Origin of the sequence: Bradyrhizobium cytisi, assembly GCF_008123515.1 — a bacterium.
Classification (GTDB): domain Bacteria; phylum Pseudomonadota; class Alphaproteobacteria; order Rhizobiales; family Xanthobacteraceae; genus Bradyrhizobium; species Bradyrhizobium cytisi.
This window is the reverse complement of sequence record NZ_VSSR01000013.1, coordinates 213,214-232,483: the sequence shown is the minus strand read 5'-3', so window position 1 is coordinate 232,483 and position 19,270 is coordinate 213,214. Positions and strand designations below refer to the sequence as shown.

The 19,270-nt window shown below is 63.3% G+C and carries 23 protein-coding genes and 1 tRNA gene; 11 read left to right on the top strand and 13 right to left on the bottom strand.

The annotated features are described in order from the left end of the window. Positions 1-154: 154 nt before the first annotated feature. Together FXB38_RS08380 and FXB38_RS08375 are read right to left on the bottom strand one after the other, a co-directional pair. A complete protein-coding gene (locus FXB38_RS08380; RefSeq protein WP_148750407.1) occupies positions 155-646 on the bottom strand; it encodes an SRPBCC family protein in 492 nt (163 codons plus the stop codon). 2 nt (positions 647-648) lie between these two features. Continuing rightward, complete coding sequence (locus tag FXB38_RS08375) at positions 649-1,053, bottom strand: ArsR/SmtB family transcription factor (RefSeq protein ID WP_148750406.1); 405 nt, start codon at positions 1,051-1,053, stop codon at positions 649-651. A gap of 282 nt (positions 1,054-1,335) precedes the next feature. On the opposite strand from FXB38_RS08375, the gene FXB38_RS08370 reads away from it, so the two are divergent. Continuing rightward, the gene (locus FXB38_RS08370; RefSeq protein ID WP_187434746.1) at positions 1,336-2,412 is read left to right on the top strand and encodes a serine hydrolase; all 1,077 of its coding nucleotides are present in this window, start codon (positions 1,336-1,338) and stop codon (positions 2,410-2,412) included. Between the two features lie 62 nt (positions 2,413-2,474). On the opposite strand, the gene FXB38_RS08365 is transcribed toward FXB38_RS08370, so the two are convergent. Both FXB38_RS08365 and FXB38_RS08360 read right to left on the bottom strand, forming a co-directional pair. Continuing rightward, positions 2,475-3,290 carry an outer membrane protein gene (locus FXB38_RS08365; RefSeq protein WP_148750404.1) on the bottom strand — a complete coding sequence of 272 codons (816 nt, stop codon included), beginning with the start codon at positions 3,288-3,290 and terminating at the stop codon, positions 2,475-2,477. 286 nt (positions 3,291-3,576) lie between these two features. After that, on the bottom strand, positions 3,577-4,281 hold the full coding sequence (locus FXB38_RS08360; RefSeq protein ID WP_148750403.1) for an SDR family oxidoreductase: 705 nt from the start codon (positions 4,279-4,281) through the stop codon (positions 3,577-3,579). A gap of 125 nt (positions 4,282-4,406) precedes the next feature. Between FXB38_RS08360 and FXB38_RS08355 the strand changes: the two genes are divergently transcribed. Next, positions 4,407-5,246, top strand: a complete 840-nt coding sequence (locus tag FXB38_RS08355; protein WP_148750402.1) for a GNAT family N-acetyltransferase — start codon at positions 4,407-4,409, stop codon at positions 5,244-5,246. A gap of 154 nt (positions 5,247-5,400) precedes the next feature. Further along, complete coding sequence (locus FXB38_RS08350; RefSeq protein ID WP_148750401.1) at positions 5,401-5,715, top strand: hypothetical protein; 315 nt, start codon at positions 5,401-5,403, stop codon at positions 5,713-5,715. A gap of 25 nt (positions 5,716-5,740) precedes the next feature. Here the strand turns inward: FXB38_RS08350 and FXB38_RS08345 are convergent, their stop codons facing one another. Then, positions 5,741-6,202, bottom strand: a complete 462-nt coding sequence (locus tag FXB38_RS08345) for a hypothetical protein (RefSeq protein WP_187434745.1) — start codon at positions 6,200-6,202, stop codon at positions 5,741-5,743. 1,086 nt (positions 6,203-7,288) lie between these two features. Here FXB38_RS08345 and FXB38_RS08330 point away from each other — a divergent pair. Then, complete coding sequence (locus tag FXB38_RS08330; RefSeq protein ID WP_148750398.1) at positions 7,289-9,145, top strand: alkaline phosphatase family protein; 1,857 nt, start codon at positions 7,289-7,291, stop codon at positions 9,143-9,145. 58 nt (positions 9,146-9,203) lie between these two features. Here the strand turns inward: FXB38_RS08330 and FXB38_RS08325 are convergent, their stop codons facing one another. Beyond that, complete coding sequence (locus FXB38_RS08325) at positions 9,204-9,782, bottom strand: hypothetical protein (RefSeq protein ID WP_148750397.1); 579 nt, start codon at positions 9,780-9,782, stop codon at positions 9,204-9,206. A 392-nt stretch (positions 9,783-10,174) separates the two neighbouring features. Here FXB38_RS08325 and FXB38_RS08320 point away from each other — a divergent pair, with 392 nt between their 5' ends. Then, a complete protein-coding gene (locus FXB38_RS08320; RefSeq protein WP_129272345.1) occupies positions 10,175-10,834 on the top strand; it encodes a peroxiredoxin in 660 nt (219 codons plus the stop codon). Between the two features lie 206 nt (positions 10,835-11,040). Next, on the top strand, positions 11,041-11,349 hold the full coding sequence (locus tag FXB38_RS08315; RefSeq protein WP_148750396.1) for a histone: 309 nt from the start codon (positions 11,041-11,043) through the stop codon (positions 11,347-11,349). 66 nt (positions 11,350-11,415) lie between these two features. Here the strand turns inward: FXB38_RS08315 and FXB38_RS08310 are convergent, their stop codons facing one another. The 3 genes from FXB38_RS08310 to FXB38_RS08300 form a co-directional block, all read right to left on the bottom strand. Then, entirely contained in the window at positions 11,416-12,159 is a 744-nt protein-coding gene (locus tag FXB38_RS08310; RefSeq protein ID WP_187434744.1) for a hypothetical protein, read from the bottom strand. Between the two features lie 89 nt (positions 12,160-12,248). Then, a complete protein-coding gene (locus tag FXB38_RS08305; protein ID WP_148750394.1) occupies positions 12,249-13,127 on the bottom strand; it encodes a DMT family transporter in 879 nt (292 codons plus the stop codon). 89 nt (positions 13,128-13,216) lie between these two features. After that, positions 13,217-13,663 (bottom strand): hypothetical protein, encoded by a 447-nt coding sequence (locus FXB38_RS08300; protein ID WP_148750393.1) that lies wholly within the window; start codon positions 13,661-13,663, stop codon positions 13,217-13,219. 305 nt (positions 13,664-13,968) lie between these two features. On the opposite strand from FXB38_RS08300, the gene FXB38_RS08295 reads away from it, so the two are divergent. From FXB38_RS08295 to FXB38_RS08285, 3 genes are all read left to right on the top strand, one after another. After that, the gene (locus FXB38_RS08295) at positions 13,969-14,232 is read left to right on the top strand and encodes a hypothetical protein (protein WP_148750392.1); all 264 of its coding nucleotides are present in this window, start codon (positions 13,969-13,971) and stop codon (positions 14,230-14,232) included. 242 nt (positions 14,233-14,474) lie between these two features. Continuing rightward, positions 14,475-14,744: a hypothetical protein gene (locus FXB38_RS08290; protein WP_148750391.1), complete on the top strand. Its 270-nt coding sequence runs from the start codon at positions 14,475-14,477 to the stop codon at positions 14,742-14,744. Positions 14,745-14,970: 226 nt separating this feature from the next. Further along, the gene (locus FXB38_RS08285; protein ID WP_148750390.1) at positions 14,971-15,936 is read left to right on the top strand and encodes an AraC family transcriptional regulator; all 966 of its coding nucleotides are present in this window, start codon (positions 14,971-14,973) and stop codon (positions 15,934-15,936) included. 170 nt (positions 15,937-16,106) lie between these two features. Here FXB38_RS08285 and FXB38_RS08280 read toward each other — a convergent pair. The 3 genes from FXB38_RS08280 to FXB38_RS08270 all read right to left on the bottom strand — a co-directional run bounded on the left by FXB38_RS08280 (position 16,107) and on the right by FXB38_RS08270 (position 17,562). Beyond that, positions 16,107-16,183, bottom strand: a tRNA-Arg gene (locus tag FXB38_RS08280). A 157-nt stretch (positions 16,184-16,340) separates the two neighbouring features. Next, the gene (locus tag FXB38_RS08275; protein ID WP_148750389.1) at positions 16,341-16,856 is read right to left on the bottom strand and encodes a hypothetical protein; all 516 of its coding nucleotides are present in this window, start codon (positions 16,854-16,856) and stop codon (positions 16,341-16,343) included. Positions 16,857-17,019: 163 nt separating this feature from the next. Next, positions 17,020-17,562 (bottom strand): hypothetical protein, encoded by a 543-nt coding sequence (locus FXB38_RS08270; protein WP_148750388.1) that lies wholly within the window; start codon positions 17,560-17,562, stop codon positions 17,020-17,022. A gap of 152 nt (positions 17,563-17,714) precedes the next feature. Here FXB38_RS08270 and FXB38_RS08265 point away from each other — a divergent pair, with 152 nt between their 5' ends. After that, complete coding sequence (locus FXB38_RS08265; protein ID WP_148750387.1) at positions 17,715-18,101, top strand: VOC family protein; 387 nt, start codon at positions 17,715-17,717, stop codon at positions 18,099-18,101. A 50-nt stretch (positions 18,102-18,151) separates the two neighbouring features. On the opposite strand, the gene FXB38_RS08260 is transcribed toward FXB38_RS08265, so the two are convergent. Next, positions 18,152-18,649 carry a hypothetical protein gene (locus FXB38_RS08260; RefSeq protein ID WP_148750386.1) on the bottom strand — a complete coding sequence of 166 codons (498 nt, stop codon included), beginning with the start codon at positions 18,647-18,649 and terminating at the stop codon, positions 18,152-18,154. 262 nt (positions 18,650-18,911) lie between these two features. Here FXB38_RS08260 and FXB38_RS08255 point away from each other — a divergent pair, with 262 nt between their 5' ends. Next, a complete protein-coding gene (locus tag FXB38_RS08255; protein WP_187434743.1) occupies positions 18,912-19,262 on the top strand; it encodes a GrlR family regulatory protein in 351 nt (116 codons plus the stop codon). Positions 19,263-19,270 lie beyond the last annotated feature (8 nt).

Sequence of the window (19,270 nt, the reverse complement as noted above, 5' to 3'; positions counted from 1 at the left end):
ATTCTGTCATAAATCAGCAGCAAGGCGCGACAAAAATCTGCGTGACGGCGCTGTCATAATTGGCCTGCGCGCTGTCATATTCACGACGGTCACCACTCGTTTCCGAGTTCATCCCGAGGGCACTCTTTGAGGCCCCCGGAATAAAGCGGGGAACTTACTTCTTCAGCCCGCCGACATAGGCCGCGAGCTTGTCCAGCGTCTGGTAGCCGTATTCGACGGCGCCGAAGCCGATCATGCCGTCGCGCTGCTCGGTGCTCGCTGCCAGCTGTCGCATCATCAGCACGGTCTTGCCATTGCTCTGCTCGGCAAAGGTGATGGTGAAGCGGAACATGCCGGGGTCATCGCCCTGGTCGTCGCCGTGGTCCATCTCCATGAAGGACGGCCGCTCGATGCGGCGGAAGCGCATGCGGTTCGGATAGACGGTGCCGTCGGGACCGATCATGTTGAAGCGCCAGACGCCGCCGACACGCACGTCGATCTCGAAGGTCTCGATCTTGAATCCCTTCGGCCCGAACCATTGCGGCAGATGCTTCGGGTCGGACCAGGCCTCGAACACCAGGTCGCGCGGCGCGTCGATCACGCGCGACATCACGATCTCGCGGTCGATCGACCATTGCGACAGGGCAGCATTGGCAGAACTCGTCATCGTCAGGCACCTTTCCGTTTGCTTGTCTTGTTGGTGGTCTTGTCGGTCGTCTTGGGCGGCCGCCTGGCGGCCGCCCTCTCCTTCTTGAGCTTCATCACGTAAGCCTCGAACCGGTCGAGCCGCGCCTCCCAGATCGCGCGCTGGTGCTGGAACCAGTCTTCCGCACTGAGGAGCGCGTCCGGACTGAGGCGGCAGGTGCGCACGCGACCGGATTTCTCCGACTGCACGAGCCCGCTCAGCTCCAGCACGTGGATGTGCTTCATGAAACTCGGCAGCGCCATCTCGAAGGGCTCCGCGAGTTCGCCGACCGAGGCCTCGCCGGCGCACAGCCGCATCACGATGGCCCGCCGCGTGGGGTCGGCGAGCGCAGCAAAAACCTGGTCGAGCTGGGATATTTGGTTAGCCATGTAGCTAACTATAAGCTTGCCGCGATCCGACGTCAATGATTGTTAGCTCGTAAGCTAAGTATTTCGCCCGACCGCGATGTGGAACCCGGAGCGCGCAATTGTGACTTGGGACAGCGGGCGCTCCCCGCTAGAAGATTCCCCGGGGGCGCACACACATATTATCCGGATCACGTGCCGCCTGTTGTCATCCCACCGCAATTCACCCGGCGAACCCTCGCACGCGCCGCGCTCGTTCCTGTTGCGATCGCGCTCCGGCCGCGTCGCGCATCGGCGGACTCCGACATGATCGCGCAGATGCGCGACATCGTTGCGGAGGAACTCGCGCCGACCGCAACGCCGGACCACCCCGGCGGCCTCGCAGCCGCTCTATACGCCGGCCAACATATCGAATTCTTCAATTACGGCCTCGCAGACGGCGCCACCAAGCGGCCGGTCAAGCCGGACACGCTGTTCAGCCTCGCCTCCTTGCGCAAACCGTTTGAGGCGACGCTGGTGGCCCTCGGCGCGCTCCGCGGTGAGCTGCGGCTCGACGATCCCCTGCCGAAATATCTGCCGGAGCTCGACGGCGACTATGTCCGCCGCGTCACCGTCGGCGAGCTCGCCACGCACACCTCGGGACTGCTGCTGCCGACCGATCACCCGCCCTGGCCGAATGATTCCTACTCGCAGACGCAATTCATCGCGATGCTCAACGCCTGGACACCGCCCGCCGGCGTCGCGCCCGGCAAGCAGCGCATCTACAGTCATGCCGGCTACGTCCTGCTCCAGCTCGTGCTCGAGCGCTGCTATCACACACCGATCGCTGGACTGATCGAGAGCCGCGTGCTCACGCCGCTCGGCATGCAAGCCACGTCCATCCCCGAATGCGGAGCGCACAACCGCGCGATCATGGACGCGGCCTCGATGCGGCGCGTCGTGCAGGGCTATTCCGACCAGGGCGGAGCGATCGGCCCGATCGGCAACCAGCAGAGCTATTTCGACTTCCCCGGCACCGGCCAGATGTTCTCGTCCGCGCGGGATCTTGCAGCCTTCGTTGCGGCGGCCGTCGATGGCCGTTCGATCGATCCGAACCTGCGCGAAGCGCTGAGCATGACACAGCGCGAACGTTTCCGCGTAGACCAAAGGTTCGCCCAAGCCACGTTCGGCCAATCCATGGCCTGGGAGACCGTGCACCTTCCCGGCGTCACCGTCGTCGACAAGCCGGGCGGCCTCAACAACGCGTCAGGTTATATCGGCCTCGTACCGGCCCACCGGATCGGCATTGTGCTGCTCGCCAATCGCGGCGAATATCCGCACGAGATCGCCCGCTACAAGATCCTGCCCGCGCTGGCGCATCTGGTGAGCTCGCACGGCGGCTGAGCTTCGGAGCAGAAAGCCCCGGCCGAGCCAGGGCTTTCCACGCGAGAACAGGAACGGAATGCTCAGTATCTGGCGACGACCGGTCCGCCGAACTTGTAGTTCACGCCGACGCGCACGATGTTCGACTTGAGATCGACCGAGTGGGTGAAGACGTTCTGCAGCGCGCCCGCAGTCAGATTAGTGCTTGTCGCCGTGCTGCGCCCGAGATCAACATAGAGATATTCCGCCTTGAGCGACCAGCCACCGCCAATGGCATGTTCGCTGCCGACGCCAGCAGTCCATCCTACGCGCGTGTCGCGGATCGCGGCCGATTCCGTTACCGTGAACGTGTCGGTGAATTTGAAATTGCTCCTGACCTCGGCGATCGCCGCGCCGCCCGTCGCATAGATGAGCCAATTCGGCGTCGCGACGAAGCCGATACGGCCACGGATAGTGGCAAGCCAGTCGGCCGAGACCTGGGAGCTGACGGCGAAGCTGAACGGCGCGCAGCAGGGATAGACCGCCGAGCCGGTCGCACCCCCCTTGAAGCCGAAATAGTTGATGTCGCCTTCGAGGCCGAATACGGCCTGGTTGACCTGCCAATTATAGCCGGCGGTCAAACCGCCGGTCACGCTGGAGCTGTTGACTTTCTGGGCGCCGACCGCGGCGATGGCCGGAACACTGCTGGCGGCGAAGTAGCCGGTCGGAGAAAACACGGTCGATGTGGTCGGGTCGGCGCTGCCCCATTGTCCGCCGACATTGGCGCCGACATAGAACCCGGTCCAGTTGTAGCTGGGCGCCATCGCCGGCGCCTTGGTGTACTGCGGCGCGAGGTCGGCCGCCATTGCAGACACGGTGCCTAAAACAACCGACGCGACCGCCAGCAAAAACTTCTTCATTGCAATCTCCTTGCCCCACGCGATCGGAGCCGCGTTCTCTAATGCGCCAGCCAAGTGGATCCGGCCCAACCTAGGCATAGGCGGCATACCGCTCGGCGTCTTGGGCTGCGGCGAAGTTCGCAAGGACTGTGACGAAGGGTGCGGTCCCGCCACGCGCGAAGTGCGACGGGTGTGGCCGAAGCGCCACGCATTTTCTCATTGCAGCGACGCAAAATGCAGGCCCGCGTCGCGTCAGGACAGGCGCGCGCGAGCGAATATCCGAATCTGCTCCAGCCGGGCGCGCGCCTCAGACCGAGCGCGTCAGCCCGCCGTCGACGCGGATGTTCTGGCCGGTGATATAGGCGGCGCCGTCGGATGCGAGGAACGAGACCGTCGCCGCGATCTCCTCGACCTTGCCGTAGCGCTTCAGCGGCACGCTGTCGCGGCGCGCATCTAGCTGTGGCAGGCTGTCGATCCAGCCCGGCAGCACATTGTTCATGCGGATGTTGTCGGCCGCATGGGTGTCGGTGAAGATCTTGGCGAAGGCGGCAAGGCCCGCGCGGAACACCGCCGAGGTCGGGAACATCGCGCTCGGCTCGAACGCCCAGGCGGTCGAGATGTTGATGATGGCGCCGCCCTTCTGCGCCTGCATCACCGGCATGACCAGCCGGGTCGGACGGATCACGTTGAGCAAATACGTGTCGAGACCAAGGTGCCACTGCTCGTCGGTAATCTCCGTGATAGCCGCGCGCGGGCCGTGGCCGGCGCTGTTGACGAGCACGTCGATGCGTCCCCACTTTGCCAGCGCGCCGTCGACGAGGCGCTTCAGATCGTCATTGGACTTGTTCGAGCCGGTCACACCGAACCCGCCGAGCTCGGCCGCGAGCGCCTCACCCTTGCCGGAGGACGACAGGATCGCCACACGAAAGCCATCGGCTGCGAGCCGCCGCGCCGCCCCTGCCCCCATGCCGCTGCCGCCCGCGGTGACGAGTGCGACCTTCTCTGCTGCCATGATCGATCATCCCTGTGTTAGCGTTGAGGCGAACCGAAGGCTCAGCCTGTCATCAGGCCTTCTACAGCCAGACTTGCCCGCAAACCAGACTTGCTAACAAGTCCATCGCCACGAGGCCACGCGACATGAGCGATTTGCAGATCCGCCATTTGGGCCGTGAGGAGATCTCCATCGCGATCGAGTGGGCCGCGGCCGAGGGCTGGAATCCGGGCTTGCGCGACGCTGCCTGCTTCGCAATCCCCGACGCGAAAGGCTTCTTCGTCGGCGAGATCGACGGCGAACCCGTCGCGACTGTCTCCTGCGTCAATTACGACGACCGTTTCGCCTTCCTCGGCTTCTACATCGTGCGGGCAGGATTTCGCGGCAGAGGCCACGGCCTGCGCATCTGGAATGCTGCGATCGCGCATGCGGGCTCACGCGTGATCGGGCTCGACGGCGTCGTCGCACAGCAGGACAATTACAGAAAATCCGGCTTCCAGCTTGCTTACGCCAATATCCGCTACAGTGGCGCTGTCGTGACTCCGCCGCCGCACGCCGATCTCGTTGCGCTCGACGCGATCCCATTCGCACTTGTGGAAGCCGACGATGCAACCGTCTTCCCCGCCCCGCGCGCGGCCTTTCTGCGCGCCTGGATCAGCACGCCTGGGCACGTCGGGCGCGCGTTGATGCGTGACAATAAGCTCGCCGCGTGGGGCGTGATCCGCACCTGCCGAACCGGCCGCAAGATCGGTCCGCTGGTAGCCGATGACCGCGCCGCGGCAGATGCCATCGTGCAGGCTTTGCTGGCCAGTCCCGGAAGCAGCGAGATTGTGCTCGACATCCCCGCGGTGAACCGCGAAGCTATTGCGCTTGCGGAATCCCTTGGCCTGAAGCCGACATTCGAAACGGCGCGAATGTACACTGGACCAGTCCCGTCGCTGCGGCTCGACCGCGTGTTCGGCGTAACCAGTTTTGAACTCGGCTAGTATCGCCTCTGAATTTGGCCCATGCCGGCCTGAATTTGTAATCTGTTTCACGTCTGCGCTGCGGCGCGGCGTGTATTCGTGTTCAATCCGCCGATTTGCCGGACGGCTCGATCATTATTTTTCTGATTATCTATATTTCATTCGCGAGGATTTCATGACCGAAACCAGAAGCAAGGCTCGCCCCTCTCAGCATGCGGCCGACGACCTGCCGCGCCTTGGAATCGGGGCTGCGTTGCTGCTCGCCGTTGTGGCGGCCTTCGCGATGCACACGCTCGTCTCGGCTCCCACGCTGCGCGAGGCCGCCGAAGCGGAGCTCGTGCGCGCCATTGCCGATGAGGATCGGGACGTCTGCGGTCAGTTCGGGCTGCGCCCGGGGACGACCTCTTTTGCGGCCTGCAGCCGCGAGCTCGCAAACGTCAGGCAGAAACAATCCGACCGCGACCGGGCGGCCGCGGTCGGAATCTTGTAGTGCATTCTGAAATGAGTTGCGCCGCTCAGTAGCAGCGCATGATGTTGACGGTGTGCTCGCCGCCGCCGCGGCCGGGCACCGTCACGGATTCCGTCGGGCAGCTCGGCACATAGGGCCGATCGGACGGCACGACGTTCGGCGGGAAGCGATGCGCCCAGTCCCAGGGAACGTCGTAGGTGTAGGTATAGCGAACGTCGTTGGTGACAGGCTGGCCGGCATCGGCGAAAGGTTCGCTGTACGCCGCACCGTCGTAGAAGAACCCGCCGCCGCCCGGCCAATAAACCCAGGGATTGTTGCGAGCATTGTTGCGGCCGCGGAACCGCATCCCCGGCGCGATCGGCGGACGTGCCGCAACCGGCGGTGCGGCAGCGCTCACCATGCCATGCGGGGCGGCACCGCCCGGTCGCGCAAAACTGTCGCTGGGGGGAAGGAGCAGCGCGGCTGCGCTGAGCGAGGCGAGCAAGGCCCCATTTGATCTGGACATCATGATACGCACCAACTCGTTTGGCTTCGCGGATAACGGCTCCCCACCGCACGCTAGGCCGGGCTGTTGCCCACCCGCAAACGTATAATTAATTGTTGGTTAAGGCACGGGATTAACAGGGAACCGGGTGCGACCGAACGCCCGGAAGTCGGCGACCGTAGCCCGGAGGCCCAACACTTGCGTTGCCCGACGGGCAGAACACCCAAGCCCTCGGTCAATCCGCACGGTCAAAAATATTCTACTTTACCGAAATTCGGAAACGGCGTATGTATGGTCCCACTCCGGCCCAAGGAAGAGGGGCGCATCGCGATCGTCACGAACGCGGGCCGGGCGGCGGTGGGCGAGGGTCACATCGGCGCGAAGGGTTTTGCAGGGCGGGCAACCGTGAGCGAAGGCCTCGCGCACACGACCGGTGCGATCTGCGTACGGCCAAATCGTGTGGTCCTGGCGCCCGGAGCCTGTGCGTCAAGGCTTGCGGTGATGCGTTGTGTCCAACCGGACACGCGTATCAATCATCCGCAAGGCGACGGGGGCAATAGTGCATCGCTCCCCGGGGAGAGCACGACATAAGCCGTTCCAACCATCCGCGCAGGGAAGGCCGGGATGCCTCCGGCTGCCCTGTTACCCGCTGTGCAGTGTAGCGCAATCTACTCATGGCATAGCGGTCAATGGGAGCCAGCCGGCTCCCGGCCTTCCCTGCGCCCTCTTTCAAATGAGGGTGAGGCGACGGAGCAAAGCTCGGGCGAAACAAGCCGCGAGGATGCGAACCCATGTTGATATTTCAAAGACGGTCTCGTGCCCCGGACGCAGCGCAGCGCTCCTTCGCCGGTGCGCTGCAGAGCCGGGGCCCGTGCATCAGCGCACTGTGTCGCTTTCTGGGTCGCGGCTCTGCGCAGCAATGCGACGCATTGCAGCGCGTCCGGGATACGAGGGCGTCCGTACCGAGCAACGACGAATCCGTGGACGCCACCTTCCCGTCACTTCTGCATGTACTTTCGCTCTTGTAACAAAACCGTCACACAGCAAAACTAAACGATTGCCGGGGGCCGCGGTTCGGCGGCCAAGCCGCCTCACCGCTAGGAGATTTTGATGCGCCGTTCACTGGTGTTGCTGTCAGCCGGACTGACAGTGCTTTCCACCGGATTTGCCTCCGCCCAGAACAACACGCCCCGCAACCTGATCCTGTTCATTCCCGACGGGCTGCGCGCACTGAAGATCACCCCCGAGACCGCGCCGGCCATGGCCGAGGTCCGCGACAAGGGCGTCAATTTCAAGAACTCGCATTCGCTGTTCCCGACTTTCACCATGGCCAACGGCTCGGCGATGTCGACCGGCCATTATCTCGGCGACACCGGCGTGTTCTCCAACACGATCTGGACCAACTACACCTCGGTGCCCGCCGGCGACACCGTGGTCCCCTTCATCGAGAACGACGCGGTGCTCGGCGACATCGACGAGCATTTCAAGGGCGACTATCTCAACGAAGAGACCGTGTTGAAGATGGCCCGCGACAAGGGCTTCAGCACTGCCGCGCTGGGCAAGCACGGTCCGACCTACCAGTGGGACCACACCGATCATCCCGACAAGCCGGGCCTGCATTCGGTCGTGTTCGACGACGCCACCGGCACCAAGATTGGCGTACCGCTGTCGGACGAGGTGAAGGCGGCGTTGACCAAGGCCGGCCTTGCCCTCGCCGCGCCGTCGCGCGGCGACAATGCCAAGGCGGGCGATGCCAAGACGCCCGGCACCACCGTCGCCAACGTCGCGCAGCAGGCTTATTTCGCCGACGTCGCCACCAAGGTGCTGCTGCCGATGTTCAAGGCACGCAACAAGCCGTTCGTCCTCGTTTTCTGGTCGCGCGATCCCGATGGCAGCCAGCACAACACCGGCGACAGCCTGAACCAGATCCTGCCAGGCATCAACGGGCCGACCTCGATGGCTGGTATCAAGAACGCCGACAACAACCTCGCCCAGATCCGCAAGGCACTCGACGAGCTTGGCCTTTCCGCCAACACCAACATCATGATCCAGGCCGACCACGGCTTCTCGACCATCTCCAAGGAGAGCAAGACCAGCCCATCGGCCAAGCTCAGCTACGACGACACGCCGAAGGACTTTTTGCCGATGGGATTCCTGGCGATCGACCTTGCGAAAGCGCTGGACCTGCCGCTGTTCGACCCCAACGACAAGAACGCCGCCGTCACCGGCAACGCCCATCCGAAGGCCGGCAACGGCGTGCTCGGCAAGGATCCGACCAAGCCCGACCTCGTCATCGCCACCAATGGCGGTTCGGACCTGATCTACCTGCCGAATAAGGACAAGAAGCTGGCAGCGAAGACCATCAAGGCGCTGATGGAGCAGGACTACGTCTCCGGCCTGTTCGTCGACGACCAGCTCGGTCGCTTCCCCGGCACCCTGCCGCTGTCGAGCATCAATCTGCGCGGCAAGGCGGCAACGCCGACGCCGGCGATCGTGGTCAACTTCCGCTCCTATGCCAGCGAGTGCGGCGAGGCGCCGACCAACTGCTCGGTGCAGGTGGCCGACACCGTGCTGCGCCAGGGCCAGGGCATGCACGGCAGCTTCAGCCGTGGCGACACCTACAACTTCATGGCTGCGATCGGTCCGGACTTCAAAGCCGGCTTCGTCGACGAGCTGCCGGTCAGCAATGCCGACGTCGGCATGACTGCGGCTCAGCTCCTCGGCCTGCGCGGCTCGGAGAACGGCGGCTTGGTCGGCCGGGTGATGTCGGAGGCGCTGCCCAACGGCATCGTGCCGAAGGCATTCAAGGCCGTGGAGAAGTCGAAGAAGAAGTCCGAGAACGGTCTCGAGACCGTGCTCAACGTCCAGCGCGTCGGCAGCCAACGCTATTTCGACGCCGCCGGCTTCCCCGGCCGCACGCTCGGCCTCGAGCCGGACGCCGGCAAGCAAAAAACGGCGGGGAAATAGCCCCGCCGCCTGCGCTCGCGCCTCGCAAGGGGCGCGAGAATATCTCGGTCCTTAGTTCTTACATGCCAATGTCGAACACGTTCGGCAATTGGCCCGCCAGAGGCAAGGCGGTGGCGCCCAGGAAGGTCGCCACCATCGCCATCAGGCGACGGTTGTTGTGACGCTTGCCGCGCATCTGGCCGGCGATCCACTCCAGCATCTCGCTGTTGACCTTCGAGGCATAGGCCGGTGCCCAGCTCTCGATGTCCTGCACCAGCGCGACGTTGCGCGGCGGCACCTTCAGGCCGGAGGCGCTCGCGGCGTAATGGGCCACGGCCTTGGCAAGCAGATCGTCGAACCGGCCACCATCGGTGCGCTCGGTCGCGGCCTCGTTGATCTCAAACAGCGCCTCGGCTTCGGCGCGGCTGACCGGCTGGTCGTTGACGGCGGTTGCGGTCAGGATACGGACGCACCAGGCGGTGTCATCGGCATCGAGCGAGCGGGAAAAGTGCACCCGGCCCTTCGTGGTTGGGCCTTCGCCCGTGATCACGCCGTCGCGCACGATGGAGAGCGCATGGGCCGCGGTATCGCGGCAGGACGGTTCGAGGGACGGCGACTCAACGGACTTCTCAACGGACTTGGGCAGTGCGGCGGACATAGTTCACTTCCAGATTTCTTCTGATCGACCAGCATTTTCATGCGGGCGTAAAGGGGTGGTTAACGATTCGATATGGGGATCGCGACTTTTCTCAATGGTTGCCGATTAGTCGCTATGAGGACCGTTTCGGTTCCGGAGAGCGTCGGGCGAGCGTGATGCGGGTCATAAAAGGCTTTATCGGGGCAATCCAGCCCCGTCATCCCCGGTCGAGATGCTTCGCCGCAGGTGCCCCTGTAACAGAAAGATGCTAGGAGATCGGCTCTTCAGAGAAGGAATTCACATTTTACTTGAAGCGGTTCACTTGGCGTTCACTTGGCCTCGCCGAGGCCCTATAATGATGCTGACGGCCAGACAGTAATTCCCAAGCAAATTCAATGCGATGAGGTAGAACCATGACACTTCCGATCGGCACCACCGCACCCGACTTCGAAGCCGAGACCACCGAAGGGAAGATCAAGTTCCACGACTGGATCGGCAACAGCTGGGCCCTGCTGTTCTCGCACCCGAAGGACTTCACGCCGGTTTGTACGACGGAGCTCGGCGCTCTCGCCAAGTTGAAGCCGGAGTTCGACAAGCGTGGCGTCAAGTTGATGGGCCTCTCGGTCGATCCGGTCGATCGCCATTCGAAGTGGTCGGAGGACATCAAGGAGACCCAGGGTGCCGCCCCGAACTACCCGATGATCGGCGACACCGATTTCAACGTCTCGAAGCTCTACGAGATGCTGCCGGCCTCGACCTCGGGCGATCCCCTCACCCGCACGCCGGCCGACAACCAGACCGTCCGCAACGTCTTCATCATCGGGCCGGACAAGAAGATCAAGCTGGTGCTGGTCTATCCGATGACCACGGGCCGGAATTTTCAGGAAATCCTGCGCGTGATCGACTCGCTCCAGCTCACAGCGAAGCATCGCGTCGCGACGCCGGCCGACTGGTCGCAGGGCGAGGACGTCATCATTGCGGGCTCGGTCTCCAACGACGAGGCCAAGACCATCTACCCGCAGGGCTGGAAGGAACCGAAGCCCTACATCCGGATCGTGCCGCAGCCGAAATAAGGACCGTTATCCGGTCACACGATCCGCCACCAACGGACCCGCGGTCGACGAGACCGCGGTCACCACCGCGCCCCAGCAACCGATCCTCGATCATGCCAAGGGACGCGAGCGCGCGCTCGCCGCTTCCGCAAAGGTTGAGCGTTGCTTTGACACTATTATGAAACCCGCTATCGTCATCGCTCCATGCAAACCGTGGGGGACACGATATGGACGACGATAAGCCAATCACCGAGCAGGCGATGCAGACGATCACCAGCGCCGTGGACGTGACCAAGGACGCCGCAGTCACCGCCGCGAAGAAGGTGAAGAAGGCCGCCAAGAAGGTTGCGAAGAAAGTCGCGCCGAAGAAGGCTTCCAAGAAGAAGGCCAAAAAGGCCGCCAAGAAGTCGTCGAAAAAGGCAGCCAAGAAGTCCGTGAAGAAGACGGCCAAGAAAGCAGCCAAGAAAACCGCCAAGAAAGCCGCGAAGAAAACGGCGAAGAAGGCTGCCAAGAAGAAAAAGAAGGCCAAGCGCTGATCGCAGTGCGAGCGCAAGTCTCCGGGTGCGGGTGCGCCCGGAGATGTCTCCTCTACCGGCCCGGCCCTACCCTCTCCGCTTCGACGCGCGCCGGCCCGGGTGGTGCTTTCCCTTCGGATCGCGAAATTCGCTGCGATGGCCGCGCCGGTCTTCGGCGTTGAAGCGCCGCCGCTTTGCGGGTGAGCCGAACGCCTTGATCACCTTCCTCCCGTTGACCTTCTTGATGACATAGCCACCCTCGGTCATCGAGAACGGCGCCTTCAGCGTTCCCTTGTGGTCGAACTTGGTGCCGCGGGGATGCTTGAATGGCTCGAACCAGGACGGATAGACGAAGTTCGACATCGGCAAGCCGCCGACGTCGAAGGAATCCTCCTCCACGGCGTCGCAGACCTCATAGGCGTATTGGGTATTCGGATTCTTGTCAGCCCAGAGATTGGCCATGGGGTCGAGCACCATCTCGAACAGCTCGTGCGACGCCGCCACGCTGATCGGCTCCTCGCCCAGTGCCTTGACGAAGATCTTCGAGATCGGCTGGCCGCGATGGGTCAGCTCATGGCGCCCGAGCATGTTCTTGTGCAAGGCATCTTCGAAATAGACCAGTTGCCAGTCGGTGGCCTTCGGCTTGCGCGTGACATAGAGGTCGACCGGATAGCCCCACACCGGCAGGAAATGCTTGTCGTAACACTTCTGGAGCGCCGCGGTGAGCTGGCTCATCTCACGGTCGTTGATCGACTCCCAGGCGTAGTTGATGCAGGCAATCCGAACCGGCTTCAGGGATCTGCCGAGCAGTGCGCGCTTCGCCTTCTTCATGGAAATCACCGCGTGAAAGGGAAACTGAAATGCGGCAAGCCTAGCACGAACGCGGCCTGCACGTCAGGGATGTATTTCGGCAGCGGCGCCTACGAGCCGAAGCGCCGGTTGACCACGAATACCGCGGCCGCGCACATCGCCATGCCGGCGATCGCCAGCGCATCGAGCTTCTCGCCGAACAGCAGATAGGCCATCAGCGCCGTGACGGCCGGCACGAGGTAGAACAGGCTCGCAACCGACGTCGCAGCGGCGTGGCGGATCAGCCAGTACAAAAGGCCTATCGATCCGATCGAGAGGGCGACCGCAAGCCAGCCGAGCGCGAGCACGAACTCCTGCGTCCAGTGCACGACACGATCTTCGAACAGGAAGGCGCCGACCGTGAAGAAGATCGTGACGGCCACATACTGGACGAGGTTGCCGGCGCGCCAGTCGATGTGGTTGCAATAGCGGCGCTGATAGAGCGTGCCGAGCGTGATGCTGATCAGCGAGACCACCGAAGCGAGCCAGCCGAGCCCGGCCTCGCCGGTCATTGGGCGGTTGTGCAGGATCAGCGCCACGCCGCCAAGACCGAGCAGCAGTCCGCCCCATTGCACCGGCGTCACCTTCTCGCCGAGCCAGCGGTTGGCGATGGTCGAGGTCAGGATCGGCTGCAGGCCCGGAATGAGCGCGGAGAGTCCCGCCGGAATCGAATGGGCGATCGCAATCGCGGTGCCGCCGAGATAGAAGCCGTGGACGAGAATGCCGGCGACCGCGCTGTGCGCGATGCCGATGCGATCGGGCCATTTCGGACGGGCAACGCCTGCAATGATCGTCATCAAGCCGACCACCACCGCCATGCGGATGGCGAGGTAGGTCAATGGATCGGCGTTGTTGATGACGTATTTGGTGCCGATGAAACCGGTGCTCCAGAGCAGCACGAACAGCACCGGTGCCGCCCTTGCGGCCAAATGATCTTGATTATGATTCATTGCCGTCCTCATTGCCCGAGCGGGGGCGGTGCGGCAATGCGAATTTCGGATGCTGCGCTGCGAGGAAGACGACGGCTCAGATCAGCCGATCACCATTCTTCCGGACAGGGATCGATGATCTTCCAGAGCTCGACCCCGTTCTTGATTTTCTTCATGTCGGTGGTGAGTCCGCCGTTGCGGCGGATCCAGTCCTTCACCGTATCAGGATAGTACGACATCAGGTCGGACGTCCCTTCCGCACTGGTGATCTTCATGCCGAAGGTGAAGGCCTTGTCGTAATACGCCTGGTGGAAGCCGAGGCTTGCGCGCGGCGTCACGCAGATCTTGTTCATCGGCACGATGCCGAGCACCAGCGTGCAGGCCGAGTTGCAGATGCCGTCGATGATGACCCGCTCGCCCTTGTCGCGAACGCGCTTGTACCTGACCTTGTACTCCTCGACGTAACCGCCATGGTCACGCGTGATATGCAGCTCGGCGCGCGCTGGCGTGGCAGCAGCGACGAAGAGCAACAGCAGGCTGAGGAGCGTGATGCGCATGGCGGCGTGACGACGAAACCTTGCAGGAATGAACCGGCCTCGAAGAGCCCCCAAGGAAAACCCCAGGACGCCGGCGGAAGGAATCTTAAACCGAATTCTCTTTGGCCATACTTGTGTGGGGAATTCGTTAAGCATCCCCAAAAGGCCAAAAATGGGCAGGCTTCGAGCCCAGTTCCGGCAATTCTGTCACACCCACCGGGGAATCTGCTGGATTTGCCCCGATTTCCGGGCCTGGGACGGGTGCCCCGGCGGCCCGATATGGCTATAGATGGCAGACTTAGTCGCGCGGGTTCCGGAGAATCGAGATGAGCAAGTTGAAGCTTGTAGCCGCGGTTGCTGCCCTGTCGGCCGCAATCCTAGCCCCTGGCCTTGCGGAGGCACGGGGACACCATCGGTACCATCGCTATTACGCCAACCCACTGCCCTACCAGATCAGCTATCTGCACAATTACGGCCCGGGTATCACCCCCCGCACCTTCGCCTTTTACGATGGCCCGTCGACCAACCACTGCTATCAGAGCGCGGCCGCCTATGTCGGCCAGGATGGCCGGCGGCACCCCTGCTACTGAGGGGCGCCGCGGCGGCGTCTTGCGGCGGGCTGTCTAACCGAGGGCCCCTCGACAGCAGCACCTGCTTCTCGATTTCATAGACCAGCAGCTTGACGGGTCCTTGCCGACCTCGCTCCCGGAGCGCGTGGCATCGATCGTCCGGAGCGCGCCGCTCGCCTTTCATCAGTATTACATTTCGGTTCTGCCACAATTTGATCAGAACAACTTCGATATTCTGTATTGCGTAAGTGGAGAAAGACATCATGAAGCTGAAGATCGGCCTCGTCGCCGCGTCCCTGTTCGGTGCCATCGCGGCATCATCGTCGGCGTCGGCCATGTCCGTTGCGCCTGCACCTGCGACGCCGCAGGTCTCCGACGTCGAGCAGGTCCGCATGGTCTGCAACGCCTGGGGACGCTGCTGGTGGCAGCCGAACGTCTACGGCTACGGCCCCGGATATTATGGGCCGCCGCGCTATTACGGTCCCCGCTATTACGGACCGCGTTATTATGGCCCCCGCTATCGCCGCTGGTAAGATTGAAGGGGCCCTCGGGGCCCCTTCGCTTTTGCGAAAAGACCTCACCACCGGTCAGCCGATGAGCCGAGACCGTTGACGGTGACATCGGTCTGAGAGCTCCTCGTGGCATGATGTCCGCAATATTACGGCACTGAATCCTGTTTACTGAATCGTCGTGTTTCGCCATTGATGGCCATGTACCAACGTTCATTTTATTGTCACATTGCAGCATCCGGCCAGACGCATGTTCTTCGACGCTCTCGCCCCGTCCTCGGCGCTCCAGCTGACCCGGTTTACCGACGTCGACGCGTTTCGACCGGCTGAGTCGCTGGAAGACGCCCGCAGCATTCCGCTCGACGTCGCCAATTTCGCAGCCGCGCGGGCAATCGTGAACTTGCCGGCATGCAGGATTATCGTCGCGAGATCGTTTGCGCGTATCCTTGACACCGCCTACCGCGCGCCGGGCGGCATGGTGATCCTGCCGATGAGCGATGATCTGCGCGCCAGCTCGAGCGGAATGGACATCGACTCGCGCTTCTTCATTGCCCTGCGTGGCTACCATGACTGCCACTTCGTCGAGCCCCAGATCAATCATCATGCGCTGATCATGTTCTCGCCCACGCTCAGGGATCGCGGATGGTTCGATCGAGCCGACGCATTGCGGGTTCGCATCGCAGACCCCGCCGCTCATCTCTACGCGCGGCAGCTTGTGCAAGACATCCTCAGGACCGCATCGGTCGCGCCGCGGATGTTCGAGACCACGGAAGCCGCCGCCCATCTCCAGGAGGGGCTGCTGCTCGCCTTCGATGACCTGTTTCGAACGAATCCGCTGTCGGAGCGTAGCGCCCCGAATGCGGGCGCGCGATCTGCCAGGCTCGTGCAGCGGATCGACGATTACGTCGCTGCCTATCCGACCTCCCCGATCTATACCGCCGAGCTTGCTGGTGAGTTCGGCGTCTCGATCCGGACCCTCGGCGGTGCTGTGGCCAAAGTGCGCGGCATGAGCCTGCATCAATACATCCGCCTGAAGCGGCTGTGGGCTACCCGCACGCAGCTTCTCAGGAGCGGTGGTGCGTCGGTCGCCTCGTGCGCGCGCGCCCAGGGCTTTCATCACCTCGGCGAGTTTGCCGCAGCGTACCGGACGACCTTCCACGAAGCGCCCTCGGACACTCTCGCGCGGGCCCGGCAAACCGGTCTTCCGGCCAACTGATCACAACCACACGGCGCGGTGCCTGCCCTGGCTCGCCCGTGAGGCCGCTTCGGAACCCGTTCCTTCGAGCCGCGTTGGCCGGTCCGAGCAATGCGCCGCCAACCCCAGGGCGAGGACTTGCAGAATCGGTCAGACCTGAAGGCTCTGGCACGGTCTGGACACCGCTTGAATGGCGCGCTCGGAAGGATTCGAACCTCCGGCCCTCGGAATCGAAATCCGATGCTCTATCCAGCTGAGCTACGAGCGCCCTGATGACCCCGTGTATTGGGCCACAAACCGAAGCGTCGCGGACATAGGCCGGGAGGCCAGCTGATCTGCGACGCTCGGATCGGTACGAATTAGCAGAGAGGTCGAACAATAAAAAGCCCTCCCCGCCTTTATCGAGGCAGGACAGAGGCGCGCTGTTACCAGGTCGTGTTGAAAAGACCGAAATGCGGCTGCTGTGCGACCAGCATCATCGGCTGACCACGCTGAGGCGCCGGACGCGCCCGGGCCACCTTGCGCTTGCGCTGGGCTGGGACCTGAACTTGCGGAGCCTGGGTCGTCTGAGCCACCTGACCCTGCGGCTTGGCGTCGACCTTGCTGGCCGCCGCCACGTCGCCCTTCGGCGTAAACTGAGCAAAGGTCTCGCGCACCCGCGTCTTTGCCGACATGTCAGCCAATACGTCCGCCTGCGCGGTCGGCTGAGGTGCCGCGACGGCAGCCGTCTTCGTCACCGGCGCGGCAACGGTCGGCTGGCTGGTGTCGAGCACGACGCGTTCGGGCGGATGGCGATCGGACCGGATCCGGATCAGCGGCTGATCGTAGCTTACACCCGCAACGACCTGCGCAACCGGCGACGTCGGCCAAACGAAATCAGCCACGAACAACAGGGCGAGCAGAGCTCCACCGACGAACATGAAATAGCGAAAGATGGGCATTGGCCGCGCTCCGCCCCCCGCATCCCCGCGTGGACTAACCGCCTTAACAGGCGATCCTTTAATTGGTTCCTAGGCCCAGCCGTTCGGTTCAAATGGCAACGCCAAGTTTTTCCACCAAGGGGCAAGGACGGTAACTTTTCCGCTAGCGGAATGTGGGGGCCCTTTAGGCGCGCCGCGCCGTCACCAGCGAGCACTTCGCCTGATCGGCGTTCACGTTGACGAATCCGACGGGGACGCGCGCAAAGGTCTTGCGACTCTTCATGCCGACAATATCGGCCAGCACACGGCTGCGGTCGGTCAGATGGCTGCCGTCGCGCCGCGTGAAGGCGCAGACGATCTCGACATCTCTTACGGCATACTCATTGTCATTTCGCACGGTAAACGTAACAAGTGCCTTCGAGCCGAGTCCGCCGCGCCGCCAGGTCTGCGATGAGATCGTCATCCGGTCGAGCCCGGCCGCCTCCGCAGTGGAGGTATCTGAGGCGGTTGTCGGGGGAGCTGGATCGATGCTTGCCAGCGCCAATTTCGTAGGCTCGCCTTCGGAAGACGGCATCAGCAGCCAGAGGGCACCGCCAACCACGAGCATGGCCAGCAGCCACAACAGGCCTCGCTTGAGCCAGACACTAGTCGGGGGCTGGCGCCGCGGCGGGTCTTCGCCATTGCCAGCGAAGCTTCCCCGTCCGATCCGGCCAAACCCTGCGTTCATGGGTGCGTCACTCGCCTCCTTCCTCAATCCGTGAGACGAACTAAGGTTCCCGCAACCGCGCGAATCTCGGATAGGAGCCACGGTAGCGATCATCGATCGGGATCGCTAACATGCGCTGCAACACCGCGAAGGCCCTATCGGGAGGAATTGAAATGCCAGTCGTCGTCACCTGGGATCACATCCATCTGCGCAGCCCCGATCCGGAAACGACCGCGGCCTGGCTGCGCGATATCCTCGGCGGCGAAATCGTGCGCGCGCCGGGACGCATCGACGTGAACCTGGGCGGCGCAAGGATCTTCATCGCGCCGCTGGAGGGCGAGAGCGCCGTCAACCCGCCGCCCCCGCACCCCCATCAGGGCCTCGACCATTTCGGCCTCACGGTGAAGGACATCGACGCCGTCGCCGCCGAGATCAAGGCCAAGGGCGTGGCGTTCACCCGCGAGCCGACCACGATCCGGCCCGGCGTCCGCATCTGCTTCATCCGCGGCCCCGAAGGCATCTCCATCGAGCTGCTCGAGCGCGACAAGAAGTATACCTGACGCAGCGCCGCATCTGAGATCGAGGATAAGCCGGGTGCGCTATCGCCCGGCTAAGTCATGCTACCTGGCATAAAGCAGCGGATCGTGACGCCCATGTAGCCGTAGATCGGCCAGACCATGGTGCGTCCGACCCGATTGGGCTCAGAGATCACGGCCTCCTCGGGCACGTCGACCCAGACGAGCTCTTGCTCCCGGCCCTCGATCACGTAGCCGAGGCGCGGGATGCGGACACGGTAGTGCCCGTCCTTGCTCTCCCAATCGGAATCCGAGATCGCGGAGCCGTCGGCATCGGAGCAGCATGGCCCCTTGCCGCTGCGCAAGCCGTCGAACCAGGCTTTCAGCTCTGTACTGGTGTTGACAAACTGGCCGCGATCGCGTGCGTGCCCAATCGGGGCAACCAGCGCGATCAGCGCCAGCGCGCAAGCAAGACTTGCCGCGCTTCGCCACCGTGTGGGACGGCCGATCCGCCGTCGTTGTGTTTCGCAATTCGTGGGACGCGCACTGTACAGATGCGGCTCATCGCCGCCGGAATCGATCCAGTTGCTCACGTTCGTCTTGCTCCAGCACCCCGCGGCCAGTGCAACGATGGTTATGCATTTCGCGGGCCAACTCTGATTCGCAACGACTGGCCTCGCTGTAGGATGAGACCGTCATAACCGCGTCACACACAAGCTGGGACAATTACGGCTCGCGTGCCGGCACGGGACACCACCGCCGGCAAAACTGCCGCGTTGCGCGAGGGGTTGCGCTTTGGCATAAAAGCTTCACTGGTTACGCCATTGGGCGATGGCGGCCGGCCAACGGGACGTTATGAAGAACGGCCTCTATTCGATTCACGTGACCCTGCTCGACGGTCGAGTCGGCAAGGGCAGCGGCGTGATTCTTTTCCGCGACGGCCAGATCCTTGGCGGCGATGCCTATCTCTATTACACCGGCAGCTACAAGGTGAAGGACAACACCTTCAAGGGCGAGGTGCTGGTGCAACGGCACACCTCCCCGCGCGGCGACGACAATCCTCTGTTCGGCGGCCCAACGGCAGTCGGCGTTGGCGTCAGCGGCACCTTCACCGATACACGGGGTGATATGACGGGCACCGCTCTCGTCGGAAAGGCCAGCCAGATCTTTGGCGCCACCCTGCACAAGCTCGCCGATATCGATTAGCCGGCCGA